We start from the raw sequence: 13,700 nt of genomic DNA, 5'->3' as shown, positions 1-13,700 counted from the left end.
GACGGAGTTTGATTTCTTTTATAGCATCTACTATCAGTTTTTTTGTTTTATTTCCATATTTTTGTTATGTGCTTGTATTTAGTATTTGCAAACTAGTAACAAAAAAACACCGATTTTCCTTTTATCTTGCGTTAGATGCTAGTACGATTTTTTTTATTAGTTCTGTACATTTTATCATGCAAACCATTTGGGGGATATCCTTTTTAGGTTATATTTTGCTAGTGGTTGTTGTAATAGGATTAGTTCTAGTCATTTATCATTGGAGAATACAAAAGCAGGAAATCAATTATAAAAAAGTGCTTCGAGCATTTTGGAGAGTAAACTTTCTCATTTTTTTTTGTATTTATTTTATTTTAAGCACATATGGCATCATTTATTATATAACAGAATCTATTTAGTTTTTACCTTCGTACATAATGTTTTTTTTTGAGCAAGGATAACGATATTTTATTGGAGTGAGTGCTTGCTAATTTTTTTGAAAAAGGTAAGCAAAGTTTTTTTCTTTTTATTTTAGACAATGCTATACTCATAATGATGTAAATAAGGATAAATTTATTTTAATGAAGTTTAAGTTTTGTTTTCCATCGTCATTAACCTAGCCGAGCATTCTAGCATGGGCAGGAAAACTTATCGTGATAGAAGTTTCACTTTATAAAAAAAGTTTTTTAATAATAGGAAAATAACTGAAAAATTTTGCATAGAAGAAAGGGAGTACATAAATGGAGATGTTGAATCTCTCGTTGCAGTCAGGTAATTCATTTGTGACAGATTATTTATCGCAATCGAAAGGAATAATGAATTTTTTTCATTATTCGTTCTCTGATGATGCTAGTTATAAAGAACGAGTGAAAGAATTACAGTCTAGGCAATTTATGCGCAATGAAGTAGCCGATTATATACAGAAGTATATGGAGAAATTTCCCCAATCCAAGTCTGTTCAAGAATCAATCAGCAAGCTGCGTAAAAAAGATAGTGCAGTAGTGATTGGCGGACAGCAGGCAGGCTTGTTAACAGGGCCCTTGTACTCTATCCATAAAGTAATCAGCATTATCTTGCTTGCAGAGCAAAAGGAAAAAGAGCTGGGCATTCCAGTCGTTCCAGTATTTTGGGTGGCTGGGGAAGATCATGATTATTTAGAAATTAATCATATTTACACACCTGGAAAAGAAAAAATGAAAAAAGCAGTTTATCCAGAAAAAGTGCTGGAGAAGAAAATGGCTTCAGATATTTTGCTGAATAAAGAGGTTTGTAAAAGTTGGATAGAAGAAGTGATGGAGAGTTTTGGAGAAACAGAATATTCCCATCAATTATTGCACTTATTAAAAGAAGCAGTGGATAAAAGTGATACATTTGTAGACTTATTCAGTTATTTAACCATGAGTTTATTTCAAGAGTATGGCTTATTATTAGTAGACTCGGGAGATAAAAATATCCGCTTATTAGAAAAGGAAATTTTTCTTCAGCAAATTAATCAATTTCAAGGAATTGCAGCTAGTGTAAAAGAACAACAGGATATTGTAGAAAATAGTGGGTATTCTCTTGTTATTGAAATGAGCGACAACCCAGTTAATTTATTTTATTATGATGAAACCATACAAGAGAGAGTGCTTCTGCAATATGATGCAAAAGAGCAGCTTTTTATTGGAAAAAACAGCAGCATTCAATTTACCGTTTCCCAATTAAAAGAAATTGCAAGTGAGTTTCCAAGCAAATTAAGCAATAATGTAGTAACAAGACCAATGACCCAAGATTTATTATTTCCTACATTGGCGTTTATTGGCGGTCCTGGAGAAATTGCTTATTGGGCTGAATTAAAAAAAGCATTTGAGCACCTTGGCATTAAAATGCCTCCAATAGTGCCGCGCTTAAATCTTACGTTTTTAGAACGGGGAGTAGAAGCAGATATAAAAGAATTGAATTTAGATCTTCTAGATGTGTTGATTAATGGCACAAGTAAAAAATGTGGCCAATTTCTGCAGTCTGTTTCGAATGAAAAAGTGGAATCTTTAGTAAAAGATATCAAGCAGTATATTCAACATAATTATCGTAAGCTTGAAGAAGAAATGAGCAAAGAGGAAAAAGGACTGCTCCCGCTTTTAGCAAAAAATGAAAACTTTTTAATTAGCCAGCTTGAATTTTTTGAGGGGAAAGTAGAAAATTCAGTTAAATTAAAACATAAAGTGATTGTCAATAAATTTAATCGCATCGAAAGAAACTTAAAGCCAGAAGGCTCTCTGCAAGAAAGAATTTGGAATATCACATATTTTCTAAATAAATATGGTCTTGATTTTCTGGATAATATTATGGAGCTGCCGATGGAGTTTGATGGAAAACATAAAGTGATTAAGTTATAAGCAGCAGAAATGTTCCCTATAATCATCATGATTATAGGGTTTTTCCTATGTTTGAATAGTAGCACTTTTCGTGAGATATTTCTTCTTTTTTAATAATGTGATAGTATTTTTGATTGTATTCTATTTTTTAGCATGGGTGAAGAGTGTGCTAAAATATGCTTTTGCTTGCAGGAAATAATATAAATAGATAGAATTTATATTATTAGTGGTAGAGAGTGGGGGATTGTGGTACATTGAGGAAGGGAAATGAGGTTATTTAAGAGATGTTTATGGGCGAATATCATCATAATGTTGATGCAAAAGGTCGTTTAATTGTGCCTGCAAAGTTTAGAAGTCTTTTAGGAGACATCTTTATTTTAACCCGTGGACTGGATCAATGTTTATTTGGTTATCCTCTAAGTGAATGGAAAGTTATCGAAGAAAAACTAAAAGCACTTCCACTAGCAAAAAAAGATGCCCGCGCTTTTACCCGATTTTTCTTCTCCGGAGCAGCGGAATGCGAGCTGGATAAACAAGGCCGCATCCATATTGCCGCACCTTTGATTCAATACGCAAAATTAGAAAAAGAATGTGTGGTTTTAGGAGTATCCAATCGAATAGAAATATGGAATAAAAGTCTTTGGGAAGATTATTTTTCTGAGTCTGAGGATTCTTTTGCAAAAATTGCAGAAAATATGATTGGATTTGATTTTTAAAGTTTGCATGGATGAGAAAGTTTTAGCTATTATATGCTGAAACTAGGAGCTTTTCCTACTCCATGAACCTAGCGCATGATAAACAAGATAGAATTACTTTAGAATAATTTATAGACAGGTGGACAACATGTTTAATCACACTACAGTACTACTTAATGAAGCGGTTGATGCCCTTAATATTCAACCAGATGGCATTTATGTCGATTGTACCCTTGGTGGTGCAGGGCATAGTGAATTAATTCTTTCTAAACTTTCTAATCAAGGGAGACTAATTGCTTTTGATCAAGATGATACAGCAATCAGCAATGCATTAAAAAAACTAGAGCCATACAAAGATAAGCTAACCATTGTAAAAAGCAATTTTATTCATCTAAAAGAACAAATCAATCAATTAGGCATTACCCATGTTGATGGCATTTTATATGATTTAGGCGTTTCTTCTCCTCAATTGGATACACCAGAGAGAGGATTCAGCTACCACCACGATGCTCCTCTTGATATGAGAATGGATCATGATGGAGAAATAACAGCATATGATGTGGTAAACAATTGGAGTTATGAGCAATTGGTAAAAATCTTCTTTCGTTATGGAGAAGAAAAATTTTCTAAACAAATTGTAAGAAAGATCGAAGCGGCAAGAGAAGTAAGCCCAATTAAAACAACTGGCGAGCTTGTCGAGTTAATTAAGGAAGGAATACCTGCTCCTGCAAGACGCAAAGGCGGGCATCCTGCCAAAAGAGTGTTTCAGGCAATTCGTATAGCAGTAAATGATGAGTTGGGGGTATTTGAATCTTCTCTCACGCAAGCAATCTCTTTATTAAATAAGGGCGGGCGCATCAGTGTTATTACCTTCCATTCTTTAGAAGACAGAATTTGCAAGGCTACATTTAAAAAAGAAAGTGATTTGCCGAACCTGCCAAAAGGTTTGCCGATGATACCAGAAGAATTCAAACCAGAGTTAAAACTTATTACCAGAAAACCAATTTTGCCGTCTGAAGAAGAATTAGAAGCTAATAATCGAGCAAGATCTGCAAAATTACGGGTAGCTGAAAAATTATAAATGGACCTACAGGAGGTAATAAAATGAGCAATTTAGCTAGAAAGCTGCAACAACAAGAAACATATCAAGTGCCAGAGCAGAAGCATACGGTTAAACAAGCGATTATTCGTACAAAATCCTTATTATCTCCTGGAGAAAAATTTCTTGGAGTGGCATTTGCGGCAGTTTTATGTTTTGGAGCGGTGAAAATTGTCGGAAATCAGGCAGAAATTTATCAAGTAAACAAGGATATACAAGTTGCTGAGAGCAGTGTTAGTAAATTGGAAAAATCGAATAAGGAATTAGATATTCAGGTAAAAGATTTAAGCAGCTATGAACGAATCAGGGAAGTAGCAGAAAAATTAGGTTTAAATTTCAGCAAAGATAATGTGAAGGTTGTGCAATAATGTCTCGTAAACAGCCAAATATTAATTATGGAGCAGCCGGTTTGTTTATTCTTTTCTGTCTGCTCTTTTTTATATTGATGATCCGTTTTGTTTATATTCAGGCAACAGGAGAAGTGTCAGGTGAAGTGCTTGCAGCAAAAGCAGAGAAAAAATATGCGACAAGCAAAGTTCTAGAAGCATCTAGAGGAAGTATTCTTGACCGAAATGGCGAGGTAATTGCGGAAGATACTTCTTCCTATAAATTAGTAGCTATAACGGATGCAACTTTAAGCGAAAATGATCCGAAACATCCAGTTCATGTAGCGGATCCTGAAAAAACAGCTGAAAAACTTGCTAAGTACATAGATTTAGATGAATCAGAGATTTATAGAATCTTAACGAAAAAAGGGGCAAAACAAGTAGAGTTTGGCACCGCAGGGAAAAATCTTTCTTACGATGTAAAAAAGAAAATCGAAAAGTTGAAACTTCCTGGCATTGCCATTGTTGAAGGGAAAAAACGCAATTATCCAAACGGAACATTTGCTTCCCATGTTGTTGGTTTTGTGGAAGAAAAAGAAGATGAAACAACAGGAGAATATACGGAAACTGGAAAACTGGGGATTGAACAAAGCTTAAATAAACTGTTGACTGGAAAAAATGGCAGCATGTCTTATGATAGTGATTATTGGGGCTATATTATTCCAGGAAGCAAAGAAAAGGTTACACCCGCTCAAAATGGCGATAATGTGTATTTAACATTAGATCAAAAAATCCAATCCTTTTTAGAAGATACAATGAAAAAGGTAGCTGCTGAGTATAATCCTAAAAAAATGATTGCGATTGTGGCTAATCCGAAAACAGGGGAAATACTTGCTATGAGCCAGCGTCCAACCTTTAATTCTGCAACAAAAGAAGGATTGGCAGATTCTTGGCATAATGAAGCAATTGAGTCTTCCTATGAACCCGGTTCGACGATGAAAATTTTTACACTTGCAGCAGCTGTAGAAGAAGGCGTTTTTAACGCAAATGAAAAATATAAGTCAGGCTCTTATAAAGTAACAAAAAATTCATCGCCTATCCATGATCATAATCGAGTTGGCTGGGGAACGATTACGTATTTAGAAGGAGTGCAACGTTCATCAAACGTAGCATTTGCGAAAATTGCTAAAGAAAAATTAGGATTTGAAACATACCGAGAGTATTTGACGAAATTCGGTTTAGATAAAAAAACGGGCATTGATTTGCCGAATGAAGCAACTAGTTCGATCGCTTATAAGTGGCCGATTGAAAAAATTACAACTGCATATGGCCAAGGCACAGCTATTACACCAATTCAGCAGATTCAAGCAGCAACAGCTGTTGCGAATGATGGGAAAATGCTCAAACCATATGTGATTGATAAAATTGTTGACGGTTCAACAGGTGATGTTATAAAAAAAACAAAAACAGAAGTGGTTGGCACGCCAATTTCTGCTGAAACGGCAAAAGAGGTCCGGGATATTCTAGAGACCGTTGTAACAAGCAAAAATGGCACCGGGCAAAAATATGCGATTAAAGGCTATGATGTGGCTGGAAAAACAGGAACGGCTTCTATTCCAAGCAGCGGTGGCTATTTATCAGGGGATAATAATTATGTCTTTTCTTTTTTAGGAATGGCGCCAAAAGATGATCCAGAATTAATTATGTATGTAGCGGTACAGCAGCCCCAATTAGCTGCAGGAGAAACGGGATCAGATCCAGTGTCTGCGATTTTTACTGCTGTGATGAAAAGCAGCCTTCAGTATATGGATATTACTCCATCAAACAAACCGAAAGTCCAGTCCATTAAAGTTCCGGATTTATCGGGATTATCTATATCTGAAGCAAAACAAGAACTGAAAGAAAAAGGTCTTACAGCAGTGGTAATTGGAAAAGGAGAAAATATTACAGAGCAATTGCCAAAGGCTCAGGATACGTATCTTGAAGGAGAAAAAGTCATTATCAAAACAGATGGAGAAAAAACGATTCCAAATATGAAGGGCTGGTCCCTCCGAGATGTTTTAAAAGTAACAGAGTTATATGGAATCAAATTAAAGAAAAATGGCAACGGTTATGTTTACACGCAAAGCATTAAAGCTGGTAGCACGGTGAAAGAGGATACAACCCTTACAGTGACATTAAAAACACACTAACAAAAGCTGCAAAACAATAACTCTTTATTGTTTTGCAGCTTTTTTACATGTTGATTTTTGTCGAAAAATAGCTATTGTAAAAAATGAACCAAAAGGTTAGAAAATAGAACGAAAGGAGGAGGAACTCAAAGCAAAATTAAAAGAAATCGAACCAAAGGGAGTGCTTTTCCTTGTATTATAGAAGGTAGTGTTCTATTACTAGTAGTACAAGCATATATTGAAGGGAGCCATTTAAAGAGGGAGGGTTCTTTCATTTATGCGTGTATCCAATGTTACCGTGCGAAAACGGTTGATGATAGCATTAATAGCCGGTATAACAATATTTTTTATTATTGATTTACGATTAGCTTATGTTCAATTTTTTCGTGGAGAAGAATTAACAGAAAAAGCAAAAAGTTTATGGAGCAGGCAAATCCAGTTTGAACCAGAGCGGGGAGAAATAGTGGATCGAAATGGTGTAGCATTAGCAACGAATATTAGTGCACCAACTGTCTATATTGTGCCTAGGCAAATAAAAGATCCCGCAGATGCAGCGGAAAAATTAGCAGATGTGTTAGAAGGGGACAAGGAAAGCATTTATAAACAATTAATCAAAAAAGAGATGAGTGTTCGTCTTCCAGAAGGCAGAAAAATCACCCATGCGAAAGCAAAAAAAGTACGAGCACTTGATATAGAAGGAGTTTATATTGGAGAAGATTCGAAAAGATCTTATCCTTTCGGCAACTATTTATCTCATGTACTCGGATTTGCTGGAATTGATAATCAGGGATTAATCGGATTGGAATTAGAATATGATGATGAATTAAAGGGGAAAAAAGGCTCTGTACAATACTATTCTGATGCAAAAGGTCAAAGAATGAATGATATGGCAGATGACTATGAAGCACCTGAAAATGGTAATAATTTAGAACTTACAATTGATACAAAAGTGCAGACTATCATCGAAAGAGAGCTTGATATTGCGGAACAAACGTATAATCCAGACTCGCTTATTGCTATTGCAATGGATCCAAATACAGGAGAGATCTTAGGAATGTCGAGCAGACCAGGTTTTGATCCTGCTGACTTCAAAAATGTTTCATCTGAGGTATATAACCGAAATTTGCCAATCTGGAGTGCTTATGAGCCAGGGTCAACCTTTAAAATTATTACATTGGCAGCGGCATTGGAAGAAGGAAAAGTCGATTTAGAAAAAGATCGCTTCTTTGATTCAGGTTCTGTGGAAGTAGGGGGAGCAAGATTAAAATGCTGGAAGCGGGGAGGACATGGCTCTCAAAGTTTTTTAGAAGTAGTTCAAAACTCCTGTAACCCTGGATTTGTAGAACTAGGAGAACGTTTGGGCAAGGAAAAACTATTTAATTATATCCGCAATTTCGGTTTCGGAGAAAAAACAGGCATTGATCTTCAAGGAGAATCAAAAGGCATATTATTTAATATAGATCGAGTTGGTCCTGTTGAGCAAGCAACAACCGCCTTTGGGCAGGGGGTTGCAGTTACACCTATTCAACAAGTTACCGCCTTATCAGCAGCTATTAATGGCGGTACATTATATACACCGTATGTCGCTAAGAAATTAATTGATCCCAAAACAGGGGAAGTAATTATGGAGAAACAACCTATAGCAAAACGAAAAGTCATTTCCAAGGCGACATCGAAAAAAATTAGAGAAGCATTGGAAAGTGTTGTCGCACAAGGGACTGGGGGGAAAGCCTTTGTTGAAGGATACAGAGTTGGAGGGAAAACAGGTACTGCTCAAAAGGCTTCTGGAGGCAAATATTTAGAAAATAATTTTATCGTTTCTTTTATTGGATTTGCCCCGGCAAATGATCCAAAACTTGTCGTTTATGTTGCAGTCGATAATCCAAAAGGAACAGTGCAGTTTGGTGGTACGGTTGCGGCTCCGATTGTCGGGAAAATAATGGGAGATAGTTTGCGGGCATTAGGAGTAAAGGAACAGAAAAACCAAATTGAAAAGGAATATAAATACCCAGATACCCCGTTAATTGAAGTCCCAGATTTAGTAGGAATTTCAAAAAAAGAAGTGAGTGAAATTTTTCTGAATTTAAAAATTGACTCTAGTGGAAGTGGAGATACGGTTATTAAACAATCTCCAAAACCTGGAGCAAAAGTAGCAGAAGGTTCTACGATACGTATATACTATAATGATTAAGAGCGGAATTTGCACCGCTCTTTTTTCTTAGAAATAAAATTAGGACGATTGTCTTAAAAAAATGGGCATGTTAGAAAATATAAGAAGGTTCTTTTTTGTTAGACAAGATAACATACATAAATCGTTTTTTTTGTTAGAGAGGGATTGATTTATAAAGCTAGATGTAGGAATCTCTTGCTTAAGTAGAATAGTTTTATAAGAGAAACAAATAGATTAAAAAGTGGGGAAATGGGAAGTGAAAAGATGTTTTTTCAAAAATGGGAAAATAATAATGAACATAGCGTAATTGTCAACAATCATGTAAAATAAAAAACGCTAATGTATGTTTTGTTCGGGCACATTGTTATCTTTTGATATAATATATAGAACTGTACCAATTAAACTTATTAGTACAGTGAATCCGAACCTGGGGTTTGAATGTCTTGATGTGGGGACTACTATTTATGAGTGTTTTAACTTTACATACGAAAGTGAGAGAAAAGAGGAATCAACAAACATGCAATTAAAAAAGTTAATCGAAAGTCTTCACCCATACACATTATATGATGGGGAAGATATCGAAATAGTATCAATTGAAAATGATAATCGTAAAGTGAAAAAGGGAAGTCTGTTTATATGCATTAAAGGATTTACAGTAGATGGACATTATTTTGCCCAAAATGCATATGAAGCAGGTGCAGCAGCTATTGTGGCAGAAAAACCATTAGATTTGCCTATTCCTGTGATTATAGTAAAAGATACGAAAAAAGCAAGCAGCATTTTAGCGGATGCTTTTTACGAACATCCGACCCAAAACTTGCAATTAATCGGCATTACAGGCACAAATGGAAAAACAACAACTAGTCATCTAGTCGAAGCTATACTAAAAGAAGCAAATCAAAAGACTGGCATTATTGGTACGATGTATACAAAAATAAATGATGAAATCCAAGAAACAAAAAATACAACACCTGAACCGGTGACATTGCAAAAGATTTTTCATCAAATGGTAGAACGAGAGGTAGATACGGCTGTAATGGAAGTATCTTCCCATGCTTTAGTGGAAGGAAGGGTACACGGTTGCGACTATGATGTGGCAGTTTTTACCAATCTTTCCCAAGATCATTTGGATTTTCATGACACAATGGAAGAATATAAACGAGCAAAAGGGTTGTTGTTTACAAGACTCGGAAACACTTTTTCCCAAGAAAAACCGAAGTATGCTATTCTTAACAGTGATGATCCGGTAAGCAAGGAGTACGAACAGCAAACAGCTGCCCTTGTTTTAACATATGGAATTGACAATGAAGCAGATATTAGAGCAAAAAATATTCAAATTCATGCTCTAGGAACAACTTTTCAATTGGAGACACCATTTGGAGAATTTCCTGTTTCGATCAAAATGATCGGCAAATTTAATGTATACAATGCCCTTGCAAGTATTGCAGCAGGAATAGCTATTCGTATACCAGTAAGTGTCATAATAAAAGCTATCGAACATGTAGAAGGGGTATCTGGAAGGTTTGAAGCAGTCTATAACGGGCAAAATTTTGCTGTTATCGTTGATTATTCCCATACACCAGATAGCCTTGAGAATGCGTTGAAAACAGTAAAAGAGTTTGCCAAAAAGGATATTTATGTAATAGTGGGCTGTGGGGGAGACCGCGATAAAACGAAACGGCCGCTAATGGCAAAAATAGCCTGTGAACATGCTAAACATGCTATTTTTACGAGCGATAATCCAAGAAGTGAGGATCCAGCGCAAATTTTAAATGATATGGAAGAAGGTGTGCGAGGCGAAAAGTATACATTAATAGAAGATCGAAAAGAAGCGATTTTTTATGCGGTGGAGCAAGCAAAAGAAGGGGATGTTATTTTAATTGCTGGGAAAGGCCATGAAACATACCAGCTAATTGGTTCAAAGGTTCTTGATTTTGATGATAGACTAGTAGCGAAAGAAGCCATTGAGGAGCAAAAAAAATGACATTGTCTTATAAGCTTATAAATGAAGCAATTTCAGATGCAAAAGGATTTAAAGAGGAAACAATGATGTTTCATACCGTTTCTTTTTATGCCGATGTTGTACAGCCAAAAGGGCTTTTTGTGCCTTTTTATGACAACTCATCAGGTTCATTGCAAGAAGCCATTGCCAACGGAGCAATTGGCGCTATTTGGGAAGCGGGAAAAGGGATACCATCCTATACACCAAATCATTTCCCTATATTTTATACTAAAGATATAAAGAAAGGCTTAATTAAAATGATTGAATTAATGAGAGAAAACGTACAAACACAAAGTAGTGTACATACAAAATTTATTTACAAAAAAGAAACAAGTCTGAATACAGTACTTGAAACATATGATGTATCGGTAATGGCTAAATGGCTGGAAAATGAACCAGAACAGAAAGGAGGGGAATAAAATGTTGGAGCAAGTGATCTTTTTTACGATTATATTAGGCTTTTTAATAACAGTGCTATTGTCTCCAATTTTTATTCCTTTCTTGAGAAGATTAAAATTCGGACAAAGTATTAGAGAGGAAGGACCAAAATCCCATCAAAAAAAATCAGGAACACCAACGATGGGTGGGTTAATGATTCTTTTATCTGTTACGATCACAACATTGGTGATGACAGGAAAGTTTTCGGAGCCAACAAGTAAAACTTTTATTCTTTTATTTGTTTTATTAGGTTTTGGTTTATTAGGATTTTTAGATGATTTTATTAAAGTAGTAATGAAACGTAACCTAGGGTTAACATCTAAGCAAAAGCTCCTTGGACAAATTATTATTTCAGTTGTTGTATATTTTGTGCTAAAGCAAACAGAATTTTCTACAGCAGTATCTATTCCATTTGTGGATAAGTCGATTGATCTTGGCTTTTTTTATGTGTTGTTTATCATCTTTTGGCTAGTTGGATTTTCTAATGCTGTCAACTTAACCGACGGACTCGATGGTTTAGTTTCCGGAACTGCCGCAATTAGTTTTGGAGCATTTGCTGTACTTGCATGGAGTCAGTCCCAATATGAAATCAGTATTTTTGCTGTTTCCATTGTTGGAGCTGTATTAGGATTTTTAGTATTTAACGCTCATCCAGCAAAGGTATTTATGGGAGATACTGGTTCCTTGGCATTAGGAGGAGCGATTGCTGCTATTGCTATTCTGACAAAATTAGAAATCATCCTTATCTTAATTGGCGGTGTGTTTGTTATCGAAACACTTTCCGTTATTTTGCAAGTTATTTCTTTTAAATCGACTGGCAGAAGAATTTTTAGAATGAGTCCCCTCCACCATCACTATGAACTTGTCGGCTGGTCTGAATGGCGAGTAGTTGTTACATTTTGGAGTGTTGGTTTATTGTTTGCGGCTTTAGGAATCTATATCGAGGTGTGGTTATAAATGAAACAAATTAAGGATTATCATCATAAGAAAGTATTAGTGCTTGGTTTAGCAAAAAGTGGGGTTAGTGCTGCAAGCCTGCTTCATAAATTAGGAGCGTTTGTAACGGTAAATGACAGTAAACCACTAAATGAAAATCCAGAAGCGCAAGAGTTGCTTGAACAAGGCATTACAGTTATTTGCGGAAGCCATCCCATTGAGTTATTAGATGAAGGATTTCAATTAATTGTGAAAAATCCAGGGATTCCTTATCATAATCCAATGATACAAAGAGCAATGGAAAAAGGTATTCCGATTATAACAGAAGTGGAGCTTGCTTACTGTGTTTCAGAAGCGCCGTTTTTGGCGATCACTGGTTCAAACGGAAAAACAACTACTACAACGCTTTTATTTAATATGTTAGAAGAGGACAATAAAAAACCTCTTATTGCAGGGAATATTGGTACAGTTGCATCAGATGTTGCACAAATGGCAGAAAAAGATAATAATATTGTCATTGAGTTATCTTCTTTCCAATTAATGGGTATCGATCAATTTAAGCCGAAGATTGCAATCATCACTAATATTTATGATGCGCATTTAGATTATCATGGAACTCGTGAAGAATATGCAAAAGCAAAAGGCTATATCACTAAAAACCAAGAGGAAGCAGATTATTTAATTGTTAATATCGAACAGGAGGCAGTAATGGATATTGCTCGCCGCTCCAAAGCAACGATTATTCCTTTTTCAGCCCAACGTGAATTAAAACTTGGGGCATTTGTAAAAGATGGAAGCATTTATTTCCATGATGAAAAAATAATGGACGTAAAAGATATTGTGCTGCCAGGCGCTCATAATTTAGAAAATATATTATCATCTGTGGCTGCAGCAAAATTAACTGGAGCAAAAAATGAAAGCATTATTGCTGTGTTAAATACGTTTGAAGGGGTTAAGCACCGCCTCCAATATATTGGCGAAATAAAAGGGCGCAGATTTTACAATGATTCAAAAGCAACCAATATATTGGCAACAAAAAATGCTTTAGCAGCATTCAGTGCGCCAACTATTTTGCTTGCAGGGGGTTTGGATCGAGGCAATGAATTCGATGAACTATTGCCTGCTTTAAAAAATGTAAAAGCAATGATCACATTTGGCGAGACAGCCGAAAAGATGGAGCGCTTAGGAAAGATGGCTGGAATAAAAAACATCCAACGTGTCGATAATGTGGAAAAAGCAGTACCAGCAGCCTTTGACTTTTCTGAACAAGGGGATGTCATTCTTCTTTCTCCAGCGTGTGCAAGTTGGGATCAATATAAAACTTTTGAGGTAAGAGGAGACATTTTTATAAATGCGGTGCATAAGCTTAAATAAGGGCTTGTTTTGCTACCTACATAAGATATGAATGTACACCACGATTGATAAACTTGCCTTTCTTTTATAAAGCGAAGTTATAAAGAATAGCGTTTTTTCTAAATAACTTGACGCATTTATAAAAGGAAGAATCAAGTCTATTGCAAGCCCTAATAC

General features: G+C 35.6%; 11 protein-coding genes. All 11 read left to right on the top strand.

The window, feature by feature from the left end; genetic code table 11:
- The first annotated feature begins 8 nt into the window (after positions 1-8).
- The 11 genes from CWS01_RS18530 (at position 9) to murD (ending at position 13,544) form a co-directional block, all read left to right on the top strand.
- Positions 9-398: a DUF3397 domain-containing protein gene (locus CWS01_RS18530; RefSeq protein WP_101178690.1), complete on the top strand. Its 390-nt coding sequence runs from the start codon at positions 9-11 to the stop codon at positions 396-398.
- A 321-nt stretch (positions 399-719) separates the two neighbouring features.
- Entirely contained in the window at positions 720-2,354 is a 1,635-nt protein-coding gene (gene bshC, locus CWS01_RS18525; protein WP_101178689.1) for a bacillithiol biosynthesis cysteine-adding enzyme BshC, read from the top strand.
- Between the two features lie 263 nt (positions 2,355-2,617).
- Positions 2,618-3,049: a division/cell wall cluster transcriptional repressor MraZ gene (mraZ, locus tag CWS01_RS18520; RefSeq protein ID WP_101178688.1), complete on the top strand. Its 432-nt coding sequence runs from the start codon at positions 2,618-2,620 to the stop codon at positions 3,047-3,049.
- A 127-nt stretch (positions 3,050-3,176) separates the two neighbouring features.
- A complete protein-coding gene (rsmH, locus tag CWS01_RS18515; RefSeq protein ID WP_101178687.1) occupies positions 3,177-4,109 on the top strand; it encodes a 16S rRNA (cytosine(1402)-N(4))-methyltransferase RsmH in 933 nt (310 codons plus the stop codon).
- A 23-nt stretch (positions 4,110-4,132) separates the two neighbouring features.
- The gene (gene ftsL / locus CWS01_RS18510; protein WP_101178686.1) at positions 4,133-4,495 is read left to right on the top strand and encodes a cell division protein FtsL; all 363 of its coding nucleotides are present in this window, start codon (positions 4,133-4,135) and stop codon (positions 4,493-4,495) included.
- Positions 4,495-6,645: a penicillin-binding protein gene (locus CWS01_RS18505; protein ID WP_101178685.1), complete on the top strand. Its 2,151-nt coding sequence runs from the start codon at positions 4,495-4,497 to the stop codon at positions 6,643-6,645. Before ftsL ends, CWS01_RS18505 begins: the two co-directional genes overlap by 1 nt.
- A gap of 256 nt (positions 6,646-6,901) precedes the next feature.
- On the top strand, positions 6,902-8,815 hold the full coding sequence (locus tag CWS01_RS18500) for a stage V sporulation protein D (RefSeq protein WP_101178684.1): 1,914 nt from the start codon (positions 6,902-6,904) through the stop codon (positions 8,813-8,815).
- A gap of 496 nt (positions 8,816-9,311) precedes the next feature.
- Positions 9,312-10,778 carry a UDP-N-acetylmuramoyl-L-alanyl-D-glutamate--2,6-diaminopimelate ligase gene (locus tag CWS01_RS18495; RefSeq protein WP_101178683.1) on the top strand — a complete coding sequence of 489 codons (1,467 nt, stop codon included), beginning with the start codon at positions 9,312-9,314 and terminating at the stop codon, positions 10,776-10,778.
- Entirely contained in the window at positions 10,775-11,215 is a 441-nt protein-coding gene (locus tag CWS01_RS18490) for a hypothetical protein (protein ID WP_101178682.1), read from the top strand. The genes CWS01_RS18495 and CWS01_RS18490 overlap by 4 nt, the downstream gene beginning before the upstream one ends.
- A 1-nt stretch (position 11,216) precedes the next feature.
- Positions 11,217-12,191 (top strand): phospho-N-acetylmuramoyl-pentapeptide-transferase, encoded by a 975-nt coding sequence (gene mraY / locus CWS01_RS18485; protein WP_101178681.1) that lies wholly within the window; start codon positions 11,217-11,219, stop codon positions 12,189-12,191.
- Positions 12,192-13,544: a UDP-N-acetylmuramoyl-L-alanine--D-glutamate ligase gene (gene murD, locus CWS01_RS18480; protein ID WP_101178680.1), complete on the top strand. Its 1,353-nt coding sequence runs from the start codon at positions 12,192-12,194 to the stop codon at positions 13,542-13,544.
- The last annotated feature ends 156 nt before the right edge of the window (positions 13,545-13,700 follow it).

The organism is Niallia nealsonii, assembly GCF_002835805.1.
Classification (GTDB): Bacteria; Bacillota; Bacilli; order Bacillales; family Cytobacillaceae; genus Niallia; species Niallia nealsonii.
This window is presented reverse-complemented; position numbering and strand designations above follow the sequence as displayed.

Bases quoted from the DNA above. Each gene is read 5' to 3' on its own strand.
- bshC (WP_101178689.1), top strand. From the start codon at position 720: ATGGAGATGTTGAATCTCTCGTTGCAGTCAGGTAATTCATTTGTGACA.
- ftsL (WP_101178686.1), top strand. From the start codon at position 4,133: ATGAGCAATTTAGCTAGAAAGCTGCAACAACAAGAAACATATCAAGTG.
- murD (WP_101178680.1), top strand. From the start codon at position 12,192: ATGAAACAAATTAAGGATTATCATCATAAGAAAGTATTAGTGCTTGGT.
- mraY (WP_101178681.1), top strand. From the start codon at position 11,217: ATGTTGGAGCAAGTGATCTTTTTTACGATTATATTAGGCTTTTTAATA.
- CWS01_RS18500 (WP_101178684.1), top strand. From the start codon at position 6,902: ATGCGTGTATCCAATGTTACCGTGCGAAAACGGTTGATGATAGCATTA.
- rsmH (WP_101178687.1), top strand. From the start codon at position 3,177: ATGTTTAATCACACTACAGTACTACTTAATGAAGCGGTTGATGCCCTT.
- CWS01_RS18490 (WP_101178682.1), top strand. From the start codon at position 10,775: ATGACATTGTCTTATAAGCTTATAAATGAAGCAATTTCAGATGCAAAA.
- CWS01_RS18495 (WP_101178683.1), top strand. From the start codon at position 9,312: ATGCAATTAAAAAAGTTAATCGAAAGTCTTCACCCATACACATTATAT.
- CWS01_RS18505 (WP_101178685.1), top strand. From the start codon at position 4,495: ATGTCTCGTAAACAGCCAAATATTAATTATGGAGCAGCCGGTTTGTTT.
- mraZ (WP_101178688.1), top strand. From the start codon at position 2,618: ATGTTTATGGGCGAATATCATCATAATGTTGATGCAAAAGGTCGTTTA.